The following is a 21,036-nucleotide window of genomic DNA, read 5'->3' as shown; positions in this document are numbered from 1 at the left end:
CGCTTTTCTTGACTATTTCAACAAAATATTCCCGTGAGCAGTAAGCCACACTCCTTTTGCATCTTGAACAACACCAATCATATATGCTCGTTGACGAACAAGGGTTCCAATTTTATCACGTTCTAAAAAAATCATTTCTTTAGTTTGCGCAAATTTATCATAAAAATCATAATACTGTTCCAATATTTTTTCAGTCAAATTTTCATCACTATAGAAAAAAATCCGCAAATCATCGCGATTACATGCCCTACGTACTTCATATCGGGCATTTTTTGAAAATCCATGCAGAATTTCTTTTTCACTAGCTACTAAATTAATCCATTTGGAGGCTGTTCTCGCTCCCCATTTATTTGACAATTCTATATATGACAAAACATTTCCGTATCGTTCTTTAACCTCTCCATCAAGAGTTAACGGATACCAGACCTGCACCTCATCAACATATTTAGCATCATGTTCTAATTCTGCTAACTTTAAGGGATTTGACCAATAAATGCACTCAATACGTTTACCACATTGTTCATACAAAAATTTCATATCACATACTCCAAAATAACTCTTTACTGTGTGCCATAAAATTTAATATTTTCACAAACCAAACATTAAATCCTCAATAGATAAAATAGGAATATCTGTCCTTTTTACAAGTATAGTTTCAATCTCATCAAAATAATTGAGCGGTGTGACTATGATAGCATCGACAAGAGGTAACGCTTCATCCGGTGTTAGTAGTTCAATAGGTGCAAAAAGATTTGTAGCGTTCTGATCAATTCCATAAGCTACCTCAACACCACTATTCTGTAGTTCTGCAAGTAGCCGTTCGCCAACATCTGCCATACCATAGATGGCGATCTTTTTATAGCTCCTTTTAATAAGAGCCGTCGCCAGATTATTTTCATCTTGTTTTATCTTCACCCAACGGATCATAGCATGCGCCAACTGCATATTTCCCATACTTTTCCCCGCTTCTTTATCTACAAGTCTTGCCATACGCCGTGTGACATAGATGCCTGTCATTACTGCACCAACCAAAAAACTAAGTACGGAAATAAATACCATCAACATAAAATTCTCCCCCATAATTCCATGATTTTTGTAATCTCATAATCTCTTGCACGCTGATAAGATTTGACTGCAAGGGAAATAAACAAGTCCTCATCAGTCAGAATATGCATCATTGCCTCAGCCAAGGCATGTTCCTGCGGCCAGAGCAGTTCACCAAAATTAATTTTACGTATTGGTAATTGAGGAGTCATAATTCCATATGGACATATTCTTACCCCTTCTTGATCCATATCAAAACAATCCAAAATATCCCGGCATCCCCCTGGTGCATCTGCTGCCACAATTGGGATTGCCCATGTCATTGCTTCAATAATACCATTTGGAAATCCCTCACATTTCGAAGTTATAACACAAACACTTGCATCCATTAGATACGGCTGTATGTCTTCGACAAAACCAGGAAAGTTTACTCTATCTTCCAGATGTTCCATGTCTGCCAATTTTTTCAGATATGCTAAAAGTGGTCCTTGCCCAAGAATGGTCAATTGCGCCTCTGGAATTTTTGCTGCCACAGCTGCGAAGGCACGAATAATATGATCTTGTTGTTTCACGCCTTCAAGGCGGCCGACGACCAGTACTTGTTTCTTTACATAGCGTTCAAGACGCAAAACACGCATCTGCTCCCATGACTTTTGTTGCAGATGGACAGGATTGGGAATTATTGATATTTTCCGTGGAAAAATATCATAAATATCAGTCATCTCACGTTGTCCATCTCGTGCCATAACGACAACCGTATCCGCCAGTGAATATAAAAAATGAAGCATACGCCTATGATAAAGTACACCTGTCAGCGAACGTGCCGAAAGGATAGTACAAACACGAACAATAATCTTATCTCCACAACGTGAAAGTACATTAATAGCATTGAATTGTTCCATAAAACTGATTGAAACATCAATTGCATACCGTCTTTTTAAAGCTTTAATGCATTGTGCATTATGCCAAAGCTGTCCACCTGTTAAAACATATGAATTCATACGCCAAGGATAAATCGGCCTGATACCCGTTCGTACAATTTTTCCCTTTACTGAATAATGTACCGGAACACCAAAATCACCCAAAAAATAGTAAACTTGATGCCCTCTTGCTACAAAAAAATTGCCTATGCGCTGCGCCACATGTTCCGCACCACCACCACCGAGTTCAGGAATAAGTATTGCAATATTCATAAAACATTTCCTCTTAATTTATTTCGCGCATAAGTAGTAATCGACATACCTTCATATTTAATAGCAATCTTAGAAAAAAGCTGATCCATATCACAATATATTTTCTCAATACTACCCTCTGAGCGAAAACCTGGGCTACCAAAAGGCATCAATTCCGATGAATGAATCATAAATTCCAGATAGTCAGAAGGTGATTGTTCATGTCTTTCTACAATTTGCAGCATTATATTGAGATTATTACCGTTCGGACGCAACCAATTGGATACGATCCTACCATTTATCCACTCCTGCCGCACTGTGACAGGAATCTCCAAGATGCCGCTTCGTCCACATTTGCAAATATTATATTCATTCAACTCGTAAGCATTTTTCGGGAATCCCCGATAATCTGGTCCCTTTATCCCTTCTGTCAAACCTAAATTATTTCTCCAATCCACACCTGGAGTCACAGAACAATCGGCCAAGTAGCCATACTTTCGAAGGATCTTTAAATACTGTTTATTTATAAGCCAACGACCGCTGCGATGACTTGTAATAGAACATTCAAAGATTTTCTGCAACTGTTCTGTCAATATTTGTACCTTATTTTCTATAATATCATTCGGGTATTCTGATATATATGGATTGCAAGCTCCTGTATGACCAGCACCACGCTTAAGTGGATAATACGGTGGTACACTCCATCCATGCATATGCATACCAATTTCACACGTCCCCCGCAGCAATTTTTTTTTTGCCATTGCCGTAAATCTTTTTGAAAAGCTCATTTCATAATCGACAAAATAAGTTGGTATAAAACTATATTTTTCACAAAGTTTTTGAAATCGCAATAAATAATCTCCATTTACAATGGTAATACGATTTTGAACAGCATTCTTTGAATACATTGGCCGCCACATATTATCGCCCTCAGTATCAATCGTGATCAAAATTTTTTTCAATCTCTATCTTCCTTCTTTCTAATGTTTAGCAGGAATATCTACTTAACTGTTTCCAATATTTTTCCAAAATCATAACGGAAACCGACTTGTACTTACTTCTACTATCACAATAAAAATTTGGAATTGAAAACCCCCGTTTTTTCCTATGCAACAATTTTTCTGGTAATATTCCTCTATATGCTTGTTTTAAACAACGTTTAAGATCTAATCCACTGCAGCATTCTTCAGATGAAAGTGAAAATGCATATTCAATAACTTTCCGTGATAAAAATGGTACACGTGCTTCTAAAGAGAGTGCCATACTTGCTCGATCAACTTTTGTTAATATATCCCCCGGAAGGTATGTCATAAAATCAAGATACCTTGCACGAGTTATCACTGGTAAATCTTTACAATAATGCTTTTTCAAATGCCATGTAACATCATAATCGTCGGGGATTTTCCAAATTTTCTTGTAGGAACTAACCTGTTGATTATTCGCTACAAAAATAACAGGGCAATATTCATCTATCCCCGATGTTAAATACCTATGTGAAAAATTTTCTCCACAAAATAAATCCAATCGATTCAATTCAGCAAAATGACTAAGTGAAACAGAATCAAAAACTTTATCGCTCATTCTATCCGCAAATATTTGGTAACGCTGATAACCTCCAAATAATTCATCACCACCATCACCTGTTAACACCACTTTCACAGATTTACGCGCTAATCGCGACAATGCATAAGTTGGAAAAGCCGATGTATCTGCAAATGGTTCATCGTACCATTGTGTGAGTAATGGTTCTAGTTTATCCATATTTTCCGTATTAAAAAAATCAACCTTATTGTTTAAACCACAACTTTCTGCCAAAGCGTTTGCATAACACGATTCATCATATGCAGTATCATGGAAACCAATTGTAAATGTCTCAATCATCGGACTCAATAAATTAGCCTCATAAGTTATTATACTAGAATCTATTCCACCACTTAAAAAGGTCCCCACAGGGACATCTGCCACAAGTTGTTCGCATACCGAATTATGTAACAATTCGCGTAATGTTTCGCTCACATCTTTTTCATTATGTTCTCGTTTTTTATTCACATTTACATGTAATTGCCAATACGGAAAAATATTTTCTATTTTATGTGAATCAATATTATAAATAAGACATGAAGCTGGTTGTAATTTATAACAACCCTGATACATCGTTTTAGGTGCAGGAATATATTGATAAAAAAGATAATCATAAAGAGCCGTAGTATCCAACTTCCATAACATTCTACTATTTTTTGAAGCTTCAACTAACGCCTTCATTTCAGAGGCAAACGCTATTTTCCCGTCATATAAACAATAATAAAGTGGTTTAATTCCTGAACGATCCCGATACAATTTCAATTTTCTCTCTCTCAGATCAAGAATAGATATTGCAAACATACCATCGATTTTATCAATAAATTCATCGCCATATTCCATATAGGCATAAAGGATCACTTCTGTATCAGACGAAGACGAAAATTTATATTTATGTATTAATTCGCTTTTTAAAGATTGAAAACCATAAATTTCACCATTAAAAACAAGACAAACTTTACCATCCGAAGAACTCATCGGTTGCATACCATTATCTGTTAAATCCATAATGGCCAAACGAGTAAATGCCAGTGTAAATTCTTCAGCTTTCTTTACTCGGTTCCCATCTGGACCTCTATGATAAAGGCTTTCAATTCCTTTTTTATAGTCCCAATCTTTAAAATTACCACCTAAAATTCCACACATATAATTATCCTCATTCATAGATTATAGTATTAGTATATTTATGAGTCCAATAAAATTGAATCATCCTGCCTAATCAATATGGTGAATCATATTCTGCAATTTAATCCTATAAGCATGTATCAAACGCTTTTGGAGTTTCAGCAACCACGACCAATCATGTGTGGGCTTGATAACCTGATTCAGAAAATGTTCAGGATGAACACAATCAATAATAGGCTCTTGATGATAATCACTCAGTTTTTCATACTGATCAAGTTTATCTTCTTTTACGAACAAAAATGATTCCTCTGCATAGAAATAGCATATTTCTCGCCACTGATTCCATACCTTAGGGCGAATGTAATCAATACAAACATAACCACGCTTGCGAAATTTATGAATCCAATAACTTGGCCATCGTTCATTGACATGATGCATACCACCCGAACACGGTGTTGCTCCTGAGAAATAAATAACATTACTCAAACTTGTCAAAGTATCGATAAGATAATCAGCACGTCCATTCGAAAGATGTTCCGCCATCTCTAAACAAATGGCAAGATCATAACGTTCTCCATTTTTAACACAAATTGGTTTATTAGTAGTATCCTCAAAATCATAGATCTCAATACAATCAGGTTCTACTTCTAAAGACCAATTTTTAACCCATGCTCCATCAATACCATGAATATGCTTAACCTCTGGAAAAAGTTCAAAAGCATGTAACCAAATCCCTATGCCACATCCTAAATCACAGACAGAAGTGGGATGTATTGCTTCCATTAGAATTTTACTTATTACATCGGATGATTTTTGATTACTCGGACCGATCATAGACTTCATTGCTCGGTAGTTGATGTCCTTATTCTCAGACACGATTGTACTCCTTCCATTTATCAAATACACATACAACATATAACAAAATCATAACATCATGAACAATACTATAAAAAATACCATGCATAAACTTGATACCTATAGAACTTATTTTCCCTTTAGACTCAATTATTTTTCCATATGTATAACATAGTTATATCCTTATCCAGCTAAATATAAATTTCCACCAATTCATATAATCAAAATTACTAACATAGAAAACTTTCTTCATGAAAATTATTCCGCACTGGTTTCTTTTCCCTTATTATGTAGTAGTATTATAAATACTATTCCCCGCACTGATCTCCGTACACATGTTTTGCATATCACTATTGGCCTTCTTTTGATGTTGTATCCACAACGGTAAATCAATAATTCCTTCATCTTGTGGCAAACTACTTGCCAAAAGTGGTTGACATATATCCAATATCTGTTTATTTGTTAGGTTTATTTCTATACGAGACAATTTTTCCTGCTGAAAATCATAACAATAAATCAAACCATCAATAGAATTTTGGAAACAAAGTGTATCTTTCGACCAAAAATTAAATGAGAGTTTTGCATATACTCCGTCCGGGTAGGCTGCCATATTCGCTGTCCGGTAATTAATCTGTTTCAATGTATTTTCACCAATGTGTTGATAAAGTACAACAGGATAAGTAGCAGGGAAATATACAATTATATCATCATGGACATAGCAATACCAGCAACTGCCCGACCAATTGTGATCACTGTCCTCGAACTTAAAATACTGTTCTCTGCGAATAATACCATACTTCGGGTTCCAAATAACCGCACCACTTATTTCATTTGTAAGAATAATATCATCTTGATAAGCCGCCAATGCAAAAAAACGTTCATTTTCCCGATCACCAATTTGATACCAATTGTATTTCTCCTCTGATAAATCGAACTCCATCAAGAAGTGCGTTCCATAAAGCATCAAATAGAGCTTGTCTCCCATCTGTGTCTTATAAGAATTAAATCCTGTCCAAGACGAAACTCTTCCTTTTAATGGTTCATAGCATCCATCAATACGCTTACACGTATCCCTCCTGCAATCATAAATAAATATACTGTCGATAGTCCTAGCAAAAAGATATAATTTATCATTATAGAGTGTGATATTTGCAAATTTTTGATTACATGCCTTTTCATTTTGTGAAAGTCCCAGTTCAATTTTATAGAAAATTCCTTTCTCAATATCGAATCGCCAAAACTCCTTAGCATTATAAGGAGCAAGATAAAGATATTTTTCCCATCGAACAAGAGTTGTAACTAAAGTCCCATTTGGGATTTCTGGTAAAAAATACATTTTATCAACTATCCGTCTATTTTTATTCAGATGGAATAATACATTTGCTATATATGATACTGTCCACATACCAGTTTCATCTGGCTCTGCACCCATTCCAATCAAAGGACGTCTGTGCCGATAAGTTATACCATCATTTAAATCTTGTATTAAAAGTGATTTTCCAGTCACCTTATACAACCATACAACCGAGCTCATATCACCGTAATAAGCATCCGACCATGTTATTGCCCTATCCAGCTCCGCTGTATCATCATATATTCCCCATGCTTCATTTTTATATTCTTGTTCTATCTGCTCATATTCCTGCAAAATTTCCGGGCGCATTGATTCCATTGTAGCTTTCATCAAAGGATGCGGCCTCCACCAAAGAACCACATCCTTACGTTCCTTAAATACAGAAAAAACATAACGCAGCTTAGCATTTACCCTGCCCGAATTTTCCAGCATAGCACCAAGGCTGGTATTATACAATATGATTTTTCTGCCGTTTATTATTTTTTCCCAGTTATCAGGTAAAACAAAATCTTCTTTTTTACTGCTGAGAACTTTATCAAACTTTGGCGAACCTAGTGCCAAAAATTTGTCCTTAGGTGGATTACCTCCCGGATAATATGTCTCGTACTGTTTTTTTATTTTCTCTGATTCCACAATAACATGGTCTGCCATTACGATGCCAGGTGCCTGACAAATATCCTCAGAAACAGCAGGTCCTGACACAAAATACGGCACATATACAAGCATATTCGTATATTTTTTCAATTCACTGGAATAATAACTTGAATCAACAGATGTAACACGGTTATATCCATCATAGGGATTATGTATATAAATGACATCTGGTCGATGTTTAGCTATGTTATATTCTCGATAGTCAGTTATGGGTACGTATGAAGGGAACTGATCGGCTTCACAGTGCCATTGTGCCGCCGAGCCATCCGGATTGCGATCACAATAGGGAATAGGTATTACATAGGCATCGCAGTTTTCCTTGTCAGCGGCAGCAGCCTGCCAGATACTTTCCAGACTATCCCACATTGAAGCTTTATACGGCAAAAAAATAATCTCTTTTTTTACTTCTTTATCGTTTGATAATCGCGCAGAAATAATGTCAAGAGATTTTATAAATGCATCGCAATCAAATTTAGCCATGTTTTGCTGAGTGATCAACTGTTGGGATAGCTTATCAATAATCATACTAAAACCCTGATTATAATAATCTGCCCGTGTTTTAGAAAAACCATTTTGACATAACTGTTCAACAGATTGCAATGCCTGTATGCATTTTTTTAATACTATGTATTTATTTGAGACTTGAAAATAGGCAAGTCCCTTTTTAACTGAAACCATTATATTTAAAATTTGGTCTCTTATCTGCCGTCTCATGCAAGTGTTCCTCCCAATCCTTGGATGTATTATAATTCTTGATGTGTCGTATAAAATCCTGCCTTCATTATCAGATACTTATAATCTTTGAATTTAAAAATAGCTCTTTAATCGACTGTACTAACTATTTTTATGGAAGGATGACATATCTATCGTTGCCAAAATGGTCTCTATCCTCCCATATAGGGACACTAATGCAAGCAGCCTTACTAATATTAAATCTTTATATTATATCGAAAAACCTGGAGCGAAACTTAAACTCCAGGTTATATTCATTACAATTTGATCATCATGTTCAGTTATTCTTTATTTTATCCAATAGCACAAAATCAACCATCGGCATCCTTATGGCATAATCAGCGGCTTTTCCCTTATTCTTTTGCCGCAAAGACACCTGCACCAAGTTACGCAGCGTCCCTTCATCATGTGCATCGATAGAAAATGCCGTCTCTAAAAAAAACTGGGTTGATGTAAAATCATCATCAAAATAATACTTTGCTGCCACGGCATTAAGTTTTTTTATTTTATCCGTAAGTGATGTATCTTCCTGCAGTATACCGGCACTAATACTTTCTATAGCCGGTTCAGCAGCCGAAGTTGTACTATTTGTTATATCATTACCAGTAGCCTGTTCTGCCGCCATTTGGGCAGAAGGCTGTTCTATGTCGTCCGCCGGCGTCTGCCCAGAATCTTTCGCTAATTCCGTATTTATCATCTGCTCAATAGAATCTGCAGCCGATTGAGCTGACTGCAGTGACTCATCATCTGTGGCATGTTTAGTATTGTCTGTCCTATCATCTTCAGCAGCGAGTTCTTCATCAATATCTTTTGCGATATTATCCTGTTGCTGTTCTTCATCAGTTTCTGTCGATAGATTCATATCTATACCAGCTTCATCTTCTTCCATTTTTTTAGCAATATAGGGATATTTCTCCGCAATTATATCAGCATCATAGGCCAGTTCCACTACCAAAAGCATATCGTCCATCAGTTCACCATCAGCATCTGAAATACTTTCAGACAATCTCAATGCGTCGTTTAAGGCACCGGCCATTTTTTCCGTATCATTGTTATCCGAATATATTTGAGCTAATAGTATAAATGGTTTGCCTGTTTTTTGTGTCTTTAAAGAATTAAATGCCCACTTTTCCGCTCTTTGATAATCATGGGTGGCGTAGTATATTTCCGCTAAATCAAACATTAAGTCATAATCCGTGTGTCCGGTATCGAATAAACTGATTATTTTTTCCATCGCCGCATTATATTTTTTTTCTTCTATCAACACTTTTATTTCCTGGCGATGTTTACTTTCATTAGTTTTTGAATTTATATTATCACTTTTTAAATTACTATACTGCAAATTTTTCACAGCAATTTCCCTCCGTCTATTTTTTATAATACGTTTTTTATTTTTTCCCATACCATATCACCTTACATAAAATATTTTGTTAATAATAATTTATAACTTTAATATTTTAATATTGTTCAATTTATCTTATATAATTAGTGTTTATTTACATTTTCCATGTATTATAATTTCTTATTATGGAATTTATTTTTTTAATATTATAATTTATCTCTTCATCACCACTTTTTTCACAATTTGATATAATCTCATTCATAACCTGATGATATTTATCGGGTAGTATATGATATATAGATTTGACACTTTTATCCGATAAATTCTTATTTATTGCTATCATGAATTCATAATCATCCGATAAAGCCATATCAAATGCATCACAAGACCTATCATAAATCTGGGCGTTTAATAGATTTTCTCCCATATTATCAATGATATTGATGTTATACTTCTCTCGTAAAATTTTTTGATAAAACAAGATTATTTTACCAGAAAAGTGTCTATACAAAATATTTGTCAAAAATTTTAGCCTATTTTTATCTATCATATAGATACTATTTAAAATTACAATTTTTTCTTTAACATCCAGCGATTCCAATAAATGATAAAATTTTAACAAAACTTTATCATTATAAGGTTTTTCCTGTAAAAATTTTGCGTAGTATTTTACAGCCATTGCTTTATCACTCTTTATTTGAGATATTTCTCCCAAATAAAAATAAATACTCGTTAAGATTTCCTTTTTAGCATACTCAGAAAATTGTTCAGCATCATTTAAAAGCTTTATGAAAAAACTTTCTGCAATATCATATTTTTTCTCTCTATACGCCCGTTCACCTTTACCATAATTATAAACTATTTTATAAGGTACACCATCACATATAAATCTTCTATATTTATTATTCATTGTGATTTACATCCTGTTAAATTTTCTAATTGCATTATCAAGAATTACTTTATATACATCCGGCAGAATCAATTGCATTTTTTCATATTTGTCTTGTTTCTTATCAAGTAAAAATTCAAAAATCATTTTTTTGTAAATTTCCCGAAGATCCACTACTAATATTTCATTTGCCGTCCGATATTTTTTTTGTGCTATCAATGCATATTCCTTGAGAGGATTTTGCATATTTTTTTTACTCAGCATATTAAAACAATATAAAAATTTTCCATCCAGCTTATATCTTTTAAGCATTGCTGTCAAAAAATTTATGTCAGTATCGTCATTAAAGTTATAAATTTTATTTAACATTCTCAACAAAAGCCTATTGTCTTTATTTTTCACAACATAATAAAAATTATCAAAGAATTCTACGTTATGTTTATCGTTTTGCAAAGATTTTATGAAATATGATATTGCCTTAGATCTGTCATCCCTTGTTTTGGCTAAGGCACCTGCCACATTGTAAATAAAATTTTCAAAACGCGGCATAACAGATGATGTTATATTAAAATTTTTTTTCTTTAATAAAGCAACTGTCTTTTGCAAATTTTTTTCTGAATCGACATAATTGCCTTCTTTAAGTAATAAAAAACTTTTCATAACAAAAAAATCGGGTACCGTTTTAAATTTATCTATAGCAATATCAACTGCTTTCAAAATTTCGACATTGGCATGTCCCGCTAAAAAAAGCGAATCAATCAATCTCACGTAAGGATTTGTCTCTGCACCTATCATATTCAACCCACTGTCGATAAATTTTTGAGAATAATAAATGGCTTTTTCATAATCTCCCAAGCCGTAGTAACAATCTCCTATATAAGCAAAATATTGCGGATCATCACTATTTTTTTCTATTTCATTTTTTAATAACACTAAATTTCTTTTAGATTTTTCTTCGGAATTTGAGGCAGAGTATCCCGTATGCATTATCTGCACATCGTCTTGCAAAACTTTCAATTGTATAACTTTGTTATTTCTTCCCTGTAATGATTCATGTATTTTCCCTAAATAACGCATATCAGGATCATTGCGAAACACACGCAGCTGATAAAAACTGGATAAAAATTCATCATTATCCGGGTCAATATTTATCATCTTGCATGCCAAAGCATCAACCTTAGGATCCGAATCATACTTTTTTATATATTTTAAAACTTGTCGTCCATCATTTTCTAGAAAATATTCATCGGCGTCCAAAAAAATTATCCATTTTCCCCTTGCTTTTTCTATAGCAAAATTTTTAGCCGCTGCAAAGTCATCACACCATTCAAAATTATATACTTTAGCACCAGCTTTTTGGGCAATGTCAATTGTCTTATCTGTTGAACCTGTATCAACGAGAATTATTTCATTAACTAGCGGTTGTATATATTTTAAATATCTTTGTATATTTTTCTCTTCATTTTTCATAATCACACAGGCTGAAATAAATATAGCCTTTTTTTGCTGTGCATCTTCATTATATTTTTTTTGTATCATTTTCCCATATTGGTCTTTTTTCCCATACTTGTCCAAAACAGATAATATTTCATCACTGCTTTTTCCTGACAAATACAGCGAAGAGATAAGTGTATGATATATTTGTTCTTCTCCCCCCAAGGCCTTTAAACCAGAGGCAATAAATTTTTCGGCAAAAACAATTGCCCTATCATAATCTCCCAAACCATAATAACAATCTGCTAATGCCGAATAATAACGAGGATTATCACCATTCTCTATCATATCATCATTCATTATTTTTAAATTTCGACGTAGTTTATTCTCAATGTCCTTCTGCCAATAACCCGTATGATAAATCTCTATATCCGATATCACTGCTATATTTGTAATCTCTTTTCCGGCATAAAACAATTGTTCATGTACCCTTCCCTGATAACATAATTGGGGATCATTTCTCAAACCACGTACCACATATACAGTATTTACCGGTTTCCTACGTTCATCAAAATTTGTCAGTCTGCACATGAAAATCTTTACATCTTTCTCGATGGACATAATATTTTTCTTTACTAGTTTTATCGATTCATCGGTAAAATACTCATCAGCATCAAGAAATAAAATCCATTCTCCCTTTGCTTTACCTATAGCAAAATTTCTTGCGGCCGAAAAATCATTGCACCATTCAAATTTATATAATATGGCGCCTGCTTTTACAGCAATATTGCAGGTATCATCGGTAGACCCGGTATCGACGACAATAATTTCATCAGCAATTGCCCACATGTTTTTTAAGTAGTGACGAATATTTTTTTCTTCATTCTTTACAATTACACAAGCCGATATCCTTATCATTCACTATTTCTCCTATCTTTTATCCACGTCAAATATGATTTTACTTCCGCGGAATTGTAATTGTTTTGTAGCAATATCTCAAAATATTTTTCTGCTTTTACTAAATCCTTATTATAATAAGCTATTTTTGCCATTTTTATTACATAATTCATATCATTTCCAAAATATTGCCTCATATCATCAGAAAGGAATTTCCCAGCGCTCTGCCATTTTTCCAATCGGCATAATTCATCAAATATTTTAGCACGCTTGTTTAATGAAAATCTTGTACCAAGAGAAAAATATTTTTGTTGTATGTTTTTATCAGTCCGTCTGGCAACCACAGAGATTAAAGTTATATATGAATCAAAATTTTCTTCCGTTAATTCGATTTTCCCATAATAGGCACTTAAACATTGCCAAATTCCCTTTGGCAGCACATTATGGTATTTATCGGGCAAATCTCCCAAAAAGAGCAAAGAAATAAATAATAGCTGTATTTTTTCCACCGTCTGTATCAATAATTTTTCAAAGGCATCGTTTTTACTCTCATTCATAACTATTTCCCATGACCTCCATTTTTCTGAGTGAATACCAAATTTATTAAATAAAACTTTATTATAATGTATAAATAAGTTTTTTGTTCCTATATAAAAAAACTGATCAGACAAAAACAGTATATCCTTGATTGTGTCATCATAATATTTAGATAAACAATTGACACTATATTCATATGAAAATTTTTGCAATATAATACCCAAAAGCCGTAATGCCTTATAGTTATATTTATTTAGCAGCAGTGCCTTGTTCAAAAATAAATATGCTTTGGCAAATTTTTTTTCATATATATATATTTGTGCAAGATATCTATATACTTCCGGTAATAAAGCTGTAAAATTATCCGAAGACGAATCCCGATTTTTTTTATATAACGCTAAAGCCTGTAAAAAAAATTTTTTTGCTGTATTATAATGTCTGTCCGAAAAATTCAAGGCAGCATGTTGTGCAATAAATTCCGGCTGGTCAGGAAACAGGTCATTAGCTTTTTTTATTGTATTAAGAATATCTTGTAAAATATATTTTTGTTTGATCATAGAATCAATTAAATTAAAATAGATGTCATTTTCATTATTCAAGGAATGTAGTTGACTTTCTATATGCCTCTTATAATACTTAATAGCCTCAGCATAATTTTCTAAAGCATAATAGCAATCACCAAGATATCTGTAATAATATATATTTTCACCAGATTTTTTTATATTCTCCTGTAGTATTTTCAAATTTCTTTTAATTTTATTCAAGTATTTTTGGCTGGAATAACCGGTATGATATATAATAATTTCTTTTTGTTCCAATAATTTCAATTTATTGCTATCTTTTACCAGCTGTTCATGTATTTTCCCAACGTATCTCATATTTTCATCATTGCGAAATATACGCGTCTGCATAAATCTATTTATTTCAATATTTCCATCATCTACATCGATGTTGATCATTCGACATAAAAGTGCATCAACATTCTGTTTATCAAGCATTAATAAACTATTTCTCAGATCTATATCATCAGCGAAATATTCATCGGCATCAAGAAATATTATCCAATCTCCTTTTGCTTTATTTATAGCAAAGTTTTTAGCAGCGGCAAAGTCATTTTTCCATTTATAATGATAAAATTTCACAGGCATTTTTTTCAAAATAGATACCGTTCTGTCTGTAGATCCGGTATCCACTACTATTTGTTCATCGCTGCAGTCTTTTACAGAATTGTACCATCTGTCTATATTTTTTTCTTCATTTTTAACTATGACACAAGCTGATATATGCATATATCCCCCACTGCTTATTAATATCCATCTTAATTTTTATCTATTCAACTTTTAATTAAGCAGATAAAAATTAAGACGGATGTTAATATTAACATCCGTCTTAATAAATCCGTCAAAGAACAATCGGCAAACATTACTGCAACAACTGCAATATGTTCTGGCTGCCTGAGTTAGCCTGAGCAAGCATTGCCTGTGAAGCCTGCATCAGAATATTGTTCTTCGTGTATTCAGTCATTTCCTGAGCCATATTAGCATCAGTAATGGTTGATTCGGAAGCCTGTACATTCTGGCTGGCCGTTGTCAAGTTATCCTGTGTATAATCTAAGCGGCTTTCCACAGAACCGATCTGGGTCTGTTCTTTAAGAGCTTTCTGTACTGCATTGTCAAGAACGTTAACAGCAGCATTAGCATTGGCACGTGTGCTGACATCAAGATTTTGTACACTGCCATCAGCAGAAACACCTTGAAGTCCCAGAGCCTGAGCCCGCATATCACCAAGGCCTACACGGATAGTCTGGTTAGCTTTAGTACCAACCTGCAGGGTAATCGAATTGTCATTTGATTTATCCTGGGCACTGATCTGTTCATCCCATGCATCAAGCTTAGTATTAACTGATGTTTTAATATTACCATCCGTACCAGAAATACTGATCGTAAACCCAGCTATATTACCGCTAATACCACTCTTATTAGAAGTAACAGTCAAAACAGAAGAACCATCTGCTGTATGCATTGTCACATCCTGGGCATTCTTACCAATTGTAGAACCAGTTCCCGCCGTTTTTAAGTAAACACTATTGCCCATGCCTGTTATAGTGGCGCCTGTAGCCTGATTAGCTTTACTGAATATATCACTTAAAGTACTACTGCCAACTTTGAAGCTCGTTGTCATAACTTTACCGTTTGTGACATAAGATACTGTAACGGTATCCTGGGAAAGAATATTAAGGGTATTCCCATTACGATCCTTTAATGCCGTCAATGCCGTAAAAAATGTTGTGTCAGTAGCTAAACTTGCATTTGAATAAGCCACTGTAGTAGCACTTCCCTGCTGGTTCATGGAACCATCAACAAGCAGCTTGCTATTATAAGTTACATTTGCATTATCATTGATCTGGGCAACTGTCTGATCCAAGTAATCCTGAATAGTATTGCGATCATATGTGGTGTTGGTATCATTGGCAGCATCAAGAACTTTTTCCTTCAATGTTTTCAAGATATCAACGGTTGAAGCAACAGTACCTTCTGCTGTCTTTAACATATTCTGACCATTTGCAGCATTGGTATTATCCTGGTTCAATGAACGAATCTGAGTCTGCATGCGCTGAGAAATAGCATATCCTGCCGGATCATCGGCAGCACTGTTGATTTTCTGACCAGATGACACCTTCTGCAGACTAGCTGCCAAATTTTTGTTGTTTTTACTCATTATGTTCAGCGTGTTAAGTGCTGACATATTATTTTTTACTACTAAAGCCATGAGAAATTCCTCCCTGATAATTTAATTTGTTCCGCTCATCCTGAACGGTATATATAATCAAAAATTACACAGCCGCCGATCGCTCGGCTTATATAATTTCCAACCTCAATAATACTATCGTGCTGCTTCGGTTTGAACTTAATAGTTTCTATAAAATTTTACATCTTTTTATTAAAAAAATTCCCCGCATAAGTCATCGCATCATAAGAATGAACTTTATTATTTAAATTGCGATGACTTATCAGCCAAGACTGCGCCAGAGCACGAATTCTTACATTAAGCGGATTGATCTGTCTAATCAATGCCCTGCCCGCTTCTGTTTTATGGTAAGTTATATTATTAAGCTGCTCTAGTTGTTTCTGCAACTCCAAACGCTGGTCCAAAAGACTAAGAAACATATCCGTATCATTTTTTTTGATAAAACGATACATCTCCGTCGTCACCATATAAAACTTCTTCCATAAGACTTCTGCTTTTGCATCACTGTTTTCCATAATATACTCCAGCTTTATTCATTATATAACCTATTTTGTCAAGTTGCAATACCAAAACCAAACTATTTCATGATAAAAATCATAACATCCTACGTTTTTTACTATAACGGCAACACATACTGCTGTTAATAACTATATATCATTCGGCCTGATGCGCCTTTTTCATCGCCTGAGCCCAAGTATCGCGTAACTGCAATACCAGTTTTTTTGCTTCTTCCAACTTATCGGCATCATTTTTCATATTGCCTTCTATCAAAATGCGGTATATATAATTATAAATAGGATACAGCTGCTTAGCTATATCATATTCCATATTAAGTGATGACATAAGTTCTATTATTATATTCTGTGCACGAATCAGGACTTTGTTAGACTTTATGCAGTCTTCTTCACCGATATGTTTGATTCCTTCATTAATGAACTTTACAGCCCCATTGTAGAGCATCAGTGTGAGCATTTCCGGACTAGCTGTTAAAATCTGCTGCCTTTTATATGCTTCAGCAGTATAAGAAGCATTTTGCATCTACATAATCTCCTTGTACTTATCTTTTTAGCTGCTATAGCTGGATATAAAGCTATACTGGGAATTCAGATTTGATATGGCCGTTTCCATAGCATCAAACTGGCTGTATAAGCTATCCTGGTACTTATTCATTGTATCCTGAAAATCACTTAACTGGTTCTTTAAGTCTTTTATTTTATTGCCCCAGTAACTTTGGTCCGCATAATTGCTTGAATCAGTAGTACCAGCATCTCCCAATAATCCTGTAGCATTGGTTCCCAGTGATCCGCTGCCGGCTGCCGTTGACAGCGCCGTATTTAACTTTTTAACTACTCCATATGTCGAACTGTCATTTTTATCATACACAGGATTATCTAAAACCTTATATGCTGCCTCGGGATCACTGGCCAGTGCTTTTTGCAGAGTGCTCGTATCCAAAGTCAGCATACCGCTTGAATCTTTATTCCAATCAGCTGATACAGTAATACCCAGGCTGGCTAAACTGGTATAGCTGCCGCTAAGCCCGGATATCTTTGTGTTAACCGCCGAACGCATGCTGTCAATCAGGTCAGATAATGTAGGATCCTTGTATAAAAGCCCTGCTTTGGCCTTTGTTTCCCACTGGGTTATCTGATCTGCCGTCATGGTCTTCTTTTCAGCATCGGTCAGAGGTTGATAATTGCTATCAGGATTTGTATACACATCATTTTTCAAGCTGGTCAGCAGTGTATTATAATCAGTGACAAACTGCTGGACATTTTTTACAACAGTATCCGTATCATTGCCTATTGTAACAGTTGCTGTTTTGCCAATAGCATTGGCAGAGACAAGATTATATGTTACGCCATCCACGCTGATCTGGGTTCCTGTGACTTTATCATAAGTTTTGCCGTCAATTGTAACGCTGCCGTTTGTGCCGGCAATAGCCGTACTGCTGTCGGCGGTGTTTATATTGCCTACATCAGCCGGTGTATTATCAAAACCCGTCGGGCTGGCTGATGAACCGGCATTAATAGCACTTCCCAGCGTATTGCTGGCAGCATTATAAACCCCTAAATTGAGTGCAGACAAAAGCTTACGGGTATTATCATTGCTGCTGGATGTGACATTTTCTCCACTAAGGTTATTGGTCACCGTATCCACGGTCAAGTCGACCATATTGCCCGTCCCGCCAGCTTTATTATAAATACTGAAGGAATCATTCACTGAGTCATACTGGCCTGATATATTGGTCCCGCTATTGCTTATGGAATTGCCCAAATCATTCAATGTGGATTCAGCTAAGTCTCTGTAACTATAAGAAATCGTTTTATAGTTCTTTGTCTGGGCACTGTTATCTATATTGGTCACATTTGTACCATCACGGACAGTGAAACTGACAGCTGTCTCATCCATCTGCGAGCCGGTCAAAGTAACATCCTGCCCGTTCAGCGTAAAAGTAAGAGTATCTTTTGCTGATGTATCGGCAGTAGATGATGTAAGCTTTACATTTGACATTCCTATAATGTCAGATAGTTTAATACTTGTCGAATCAGATGTATTTCTTGTCACTGTACCGGTACTCTTCAAATATGCATTGGACGCCAGGCTGTTTACCGATACCTGATGGGAAAGCGAAGCCGCAGCACCACCGGCTGTCGCTGTTACGACACTGGTATCTGAACTTGATGCCGTTTTAGGATCCATGCCGCTGGACAGAGCATACTTATAAAGGGTATTATTTTGAAAATCAATGAGTTTCTTATACCAGGTATTATATGCATCTTTTGTCCATTCAGCCTTTTGTTCTTTTTTATAAATGGAATCATACTGCGTCTGTTTTCCCTTCATTGCCTGGGTAACAAGTGAATCAATATCCAGTCCCGATGCCAGACCATATATACCATTTACTCCCATAATAGTCATCTCCTGTTATCATATTTCTTTGTCCAAAAATTTTCCGACCCATTCTTTAGTCCGAACAAGGGCATTCATGATTTCCTCAGGGGGAAATGATTTAATCGTCTTATTGGTATTAATATCAACCATTTTCACTCCCAAGCGATCCAATTGTTTATACCAGACAAATTCAAGCTGAAGATTCATATCCTTCGTCATCTTATTGAGCTTCTCGGTCATACTTTTCACACTTTCGTCAGATAAATTATCTGACGCTGATTTTTCACCGTCAGCTGCCGCAGCATTTTTCGGTAAAGTATTTCCCGCTGTCATATCAGAAGAACCACTTGCTGCCGGTTCACTTAGACTCAAGGAATTATCATTTTTCTCCACTTGACCACTAGATAAATTGATATTCGATAAATTATTAATCATGATTACTCCCTCCCTGAAGAATCCTGCTGTCCTTAATTACAAATTTATCCCAATTTCAATCTTTTTTATCATTCTTTGACGGCATTAATTGATTCAAATCTATATTGTCAGGCTGTGTAGCTGATTTTTTATTTTCTTCGATTATTGCTTCATAAATCTCTCCACGATATATTTTTATATTACGTGGAGCATCTATTGCCATACGGACATTAGCGCCCTGTACATCTGAAATATGGATGACGATATCGTCGCCTATCGTTATATATTGCCCCGGATGACGCGTGAGTACTAACATTATTCATCATCCTCCACATTTTTTTTCTCTACCAACAAATGTTTAGTAGTATAATTTGTATTTTCTAAAATCAACTGCAACCCCTCATAATTACTCTGGTTTATTATAATTGGTGCTAAAAGATTCGCCGTTGTCTCTTTTATATCTTTATTTGGTATTGTCAAAAGCGAAAAAATCAATATGTCTTCCCGTTTTTTTATCTGAAGTTCATTCATTACATCATCGTTTACAACAAACTCATAATCATTAAAAAACATAAATGGACTCACCATCAAAAAAGCCAGCCGTGCTGTACTCACTGACTGAAGAAACAAAAACGGACTTTCTTCACTATAGGGAATAATAACAAATTCATGTTCATCTTCAAAAGATGGTATACCATGAGAAAATTTTATTATTTTAGTCTCATCAATCTTTATATTACCGAATCTAACGGTACTAATGCTTCTCACATTTACTGCCTCCACTAAGCATAGATGCTATATTTATTTCCGGTGGTCCACATCTTTACCGATGAATAACGATTTACAGATATGTCCACATTGGCAGGGCTATAATCAAGATGATATTTTCCAGGGACAGATTCAATCACATCACTGCCGGGATCAATTACCCCTTTGATTTCAGAAGGGCTAACTGTTATTTTGGCAGATGGCATTGAAGCTATTTTAAACTGCTTTTGCTCGGGGAGCAGATGCTGACGTTCAACGTTAATGATGGCATTGCTTCTAGCTCCCTTTTTCATAACTTCACGGGCTTCTTTCATCGTCTGGGCAATGTTGTCAGCAAGTTTTTGTTCTCCCTCCGCACCATATTTTTGTGCCCATCTGGTATTCGTATACAATCCCAGCGCTTCTCTGCATGCTGATGAATCTATTTTTACCTCCACCGGAGTAACTACTAACTTGTTTTGCGGCTGTATATATTCCCCCTTACCACTGGGCTGTTCAAAACTTGCATCTGCTTTCCCCCAATCCGTATGCATCTGTAATGCAAAATCTGTCGTCCTGATATTTAAAGTAAGCATATTCATCGTTCCTTCGTAATACT

19 protein-coding genes are annotated in these 21,036 nt (G+C 35.1%); all 19 read right to left on the bottom strand.

Annotated elements, in window-relative coordinates; genetic code table 11:
- Positions 1–12: 12 nt before the first annotated feature.
- Entirely contained in the window at positions 13–537 is a 525-nt protein-coding gene (locus I6751_RS09880) for a hypothetical protein (protein ID WP_196590714.1), read from the bottom strand.
- Positions 538–588: 51 nt separating this feature from the next.
- Entirely contained in the window at positions 589–1,065 is a 477-nt protein-coding gene (locus I6751_RS09875) for a hypothetical protein (protein ID WP_196590713.1), read from the bottom strand.
- The gene (locus tag I6751_RS09870) at positions 1,059–2,237 is read right to left on the bottom strand and encodes a glycosyltransferase (RefSeq protein ID WP_196590712.1); all 1,179 of its coding nucleotides are present in this window, start codon (positions 2,235–2,237) and stop codon (positions 1,059–1,061) included. The genes I6751_RS09875 and I6751_RS09870 overlap by 7 nt, the downstream gene beginning before the upstream one ends.
- The gene (locus tag I6751_RS09865) at positions 2,234–3,178 is read right to left on the bottom strand and encodes a polysaccharide deacetylase family protein (RefSeq protein WP_196590711.1); all 945 of its coding nucleotides are present in this window, start codon (positions 3,176–3,178) and stop codon (positions 2,234–2,236) included. Before I6751_RS09865 ends, I6751_RS09870 begins: the two co-directional genes overlap by 4 nt.
- A 25-nt stretch (positions 3,179–3,203) precedes the next feature.
- The gene (asnB, locus tag I6751_RS09860) at positions 3,204–4,940 is read right to left on the bottom strand and encodes an asparagine synthase (glutamine-hydrolyzing) (RefSeq protein WP_196590710.1); all 1,737 of its coding nucleotides are present in this window, start codon (positions 4,938–4,940) and stop codon (positions 3,204–3,206) included.
- A 69-nt stretch (positions 4,941–5,009) separates the two neighbouring features.
- Entirely contained in the window at positions 5,010–5,795 is a 786-nt protein-coding gene (locus I6751_RS09855; RefSeq protein WP_196590709.1) for a methyltransferase domain-containing protein, read from the bottom strand.
- Positions 5,796–6,060: 265 nt separating this feature from the next.
- Positions 6,061–8,496, bottom strand: a complete 2,436-nt coding sequence (locus I6751_RS09850; protein WP_196590708.1) for a hypothetical protein — start codon at positions 8,494–8,496, stop codon at positions 6,061–6,063.
- 295 nt (positions 8,497–8,791) lie between these two features.
- Positions 8,792–9,916, bottom strand: a complete 1,125-nt coding sequence (locus I6751_RS09845; protein ID WP_196590707.1) for a tetratricopeptide repeat protein — start codon at positions 9,914–9,916, stop codon at positions 8,792–8,794.
- 94 nt (positions 9,917–10,010) lie between these two features.
- The gene (locus I6751_RS09840; RefSeq protein ID WP_196590706.1) at positions 10,011–10,766 is read right to left on the bottom strand and encodes a tetratricopeptide repeat protein; all 756 of its coding nucleotides are present in this window, start codon (positions 10,764–10,766) and stop codon (positions 10,011–10,013) included.
- 6 nt (positions 10,767–10,772) lie between these two features.
- Positions 10,773–13,097: a glycosyltransferase family 2 protein gene (locus I6751_RS09835; RefSeq protein WP_196590705.1), complete on the bottom strand. Its 2,325-nt coding sequence runs from the start codon at positions 13,095–13,097 to the stop codon at positions 10,773–10,775.
- Entirely contained in the window at positions 13,094–14,902 is a 1,809-nt protein-coding gene (locus I6751_RS09830; RefSeq protein WP_196590704.1) for a tetratricopeptide repeat-containing glycosyltransferase family 2 protein, read from the bottom strand. Before I6751_RS09830 ends, I6751_RS09835 begins: the two co-directional genes overlap by 4 nt.
- Positions 14,903–15,035: 133 nt before the next feature.
- Positions 15,036–16,382, bottom strand: a complete 1,347-nt coding sequence (locus I6751_RS09825; RefSeq protein ID WP_196599092.1) for a flagellin N-terminal helical domain-containing protein — start codon at positions 16,380–16,382, stop codon at positions 15,036–15,038.
- 158 nt (positions 16,383–16,540) lie between these two features.
- Entirely contained in the window at positions 16,541–16,876 is a 336-nt protein-coding gene (locus I6751_RS09820) for a hypothetical protein (protein WP_196590702.1), read from the bottom strand.
- Between the two features lie 139 nt (positions 16,877–17,015).
- Positions 17,016–17,399, bottom strand: a complete 384-nt coding sequence (fliS, locus tag I6751_RS09815; protein WP_196590701.1) for a flagellar export chaperone FliS — start codon at positions 17,397–17,399, stop codon at positions 17,016–17,018.
- A 27-nt stretch (positions 17,400–17,426) separates the two neighbouring features.
- Positions 17,427–19,274 (bottom strand): flagellar filament capping protein FliD, encoded by a 1,848-nt coding sequence (fliD, locus tag I6751_RS09810; RefSeq protein WP_196590700.1) that lies wholly within the window; start codon positions 19,272–19,274, stop codon positions 17,427–17,429.
- 18 nt (positions 19,275–19,292) lie between these two features.
- Positions 19,293–19,691: a flagellar protein FlaG gene (locus I6751_RS09805; RefSeq protein WP_196590699.1), complete on the bottom strand. Its 399-nt coding sequence runs from the start codon at positions 19,689–19,691 to the stop codon at positions 19,293–19,295.
- Positions 19,692–19,746: 55 nt separating this feature from the next.
- Positions 19,747–19,986, bottom strand: coding sequence for a carbon storage regulator CsrA (gene csrA, locus I6751_RS09800; protein ID WP_196590698.1), 240 nt, complete (start codon positions 19,984–19,986; stop codon positions 19,747–19,749).
- Complete coding sequence (gene fliW / locus I6751_RS09795; protein ID WP_196590697.1) at positions 19,986–20,438, bottom strand: flagellar assembly protein FliW; 453 nt, start codon at positions 20,436–20,438, stop codon at positions 19,986–19,988. The genes csrA and fliW overlap by 1 nt, the downstream gene beginning before the upstream one ends.
- 14 nt (positions 20,439–20,452) lie before the next feature.
- Positions 20,453–21,013 carry a DUF6470 family protein gene (locus tag I6751_RS09790; protein WP_196590696.1) on the bottom strand — a complete coding sequence of 187 codons (561 nt, stop codon included), beginning with the start codon at positions 21,011–21,013 and terminating at the stop codon, positions 20,453–20,455.
- Between the last annotated feature and the right edge of the window lie 23 nt (positions 21,014–21,036).

Origin of the sequence: Pectinatus frisingensis, from assembly GCF_015732285.1 — a bacterium.
Taxonomy (GTDB): domain Bacteria; phylum Bacillota; class Negativicutes; order Selenomonadales; family Selenomonadaceae; genus Pectinatus; species Pectinatus frisingensis.
Note: the sequence above shows the minus strand (reverse complement) of the source record. Positions and strands in the feature narration are given on the sequence as shown.

Coding starts and splice junctions, on each gene's coding strand:
- I6751_RS09880 (WP_196590714.1), bottom strand. CDS start 537: ATGAAATTTTTGTATGAACAATGTGGTAAACGTATTGAGTGCATTTAT.
- I6751_RS09875 (WP_196590713.1), bottom strand. CDS start 1,065: ATGTTGATGGTATTTATTTCCGTACTTAGTTTTTTGGTTGGTGCAGTA.
- I6751_RS09870 (WP_196590712.1), bottom strand. CDS start 2,237: ATGAATATTGCAATACTTATTCCTGAACTCGGTGGTGGTGGTGCGGAA.
- asnB (WP_196590710.1), bottom strand. CDS start 4,940: ATGTGTGGAATTTTAGGTGGTAATTTTAAAGATTGGGACTATAAAAAA.
- I6751_RS09850 (WP_196590708.1), bottom strand. CDS start 8,496: ATGAGACGGCAGATAAGAGACCAAATTTTAAATATAATGGTTTCAGTT.
- I6751_RS09845 (WP_196590707.1), bottom strand. CDS start 9,916: ATGGGAAAAAATAAAAAACGTATTATAAAAAATAGACGGAGGGAAATT.
- I6751_RS09840 (WP_196590706.1), bottom strand. CDS start 10,766: ATGAATAATAAATATAGAAGATTTATATGTGATGGTGTACCTTATAAA.
- I6751_RS09835 (WP_196590705.1), bottom strand. CDS start 13,097: ATGATAAGGATATCGGCTTGTGTAATTGTAAAGAATGAAGAAAAAAAT.
- I6751_RS09830 (WP_196590704.1), bottom strand. CDS start 14,902: ATGCATATATCAGCTTGTGTCATAGTTAAAAATGAAGAAAAAAATATA.
- I6751_RS09825 (WP_196599092.1), bottom strand. CDS start 16,382: ATGGCTTTAGTAGTAAAAAATAATATGTCAGCACTTAACACGCTGAAC.
- I6751_RS09820 (WP_196590702.1), bottom strand. CDS start 16,876: ATGGAAAACAGTGATGCAAAAGCAGAAGTCTTATGGAAGAAGTTTTAT.
- fliS (WP_196590701.1), bottom strand. CDS start 17,399: ATGCAAAATGCTTCTTATACTGCTGAAGCATATAAAAGGCAGCAGATT.
- fliD (WP_196590700.1), bottom strand. CDS start 19,274: ATGGGAGTAAATGGTATATATGGTCTGGCATCGGGACTGGATATTGAT.
- I6751_RS09805 (WP_196590699.1), bottom strand. CDS start 19,691: ATGATTAATAATTTATCGAATATCAATTTATCTAGTGGTCAAGTGGAG.
- csrA (WP_196590698.1), bottom strand. CDS start 19,986: ATGTTAGTACTCACGCGTCATCCGGGGCAATATATAACGATAGGCGAC.
- I6751_RS09790 (WP_196590696.1), bottom strand. CDS start 21,013: ATGCTTACTTTAAATATCAGGACGACAGATTTTGCATTACAGATGCAT.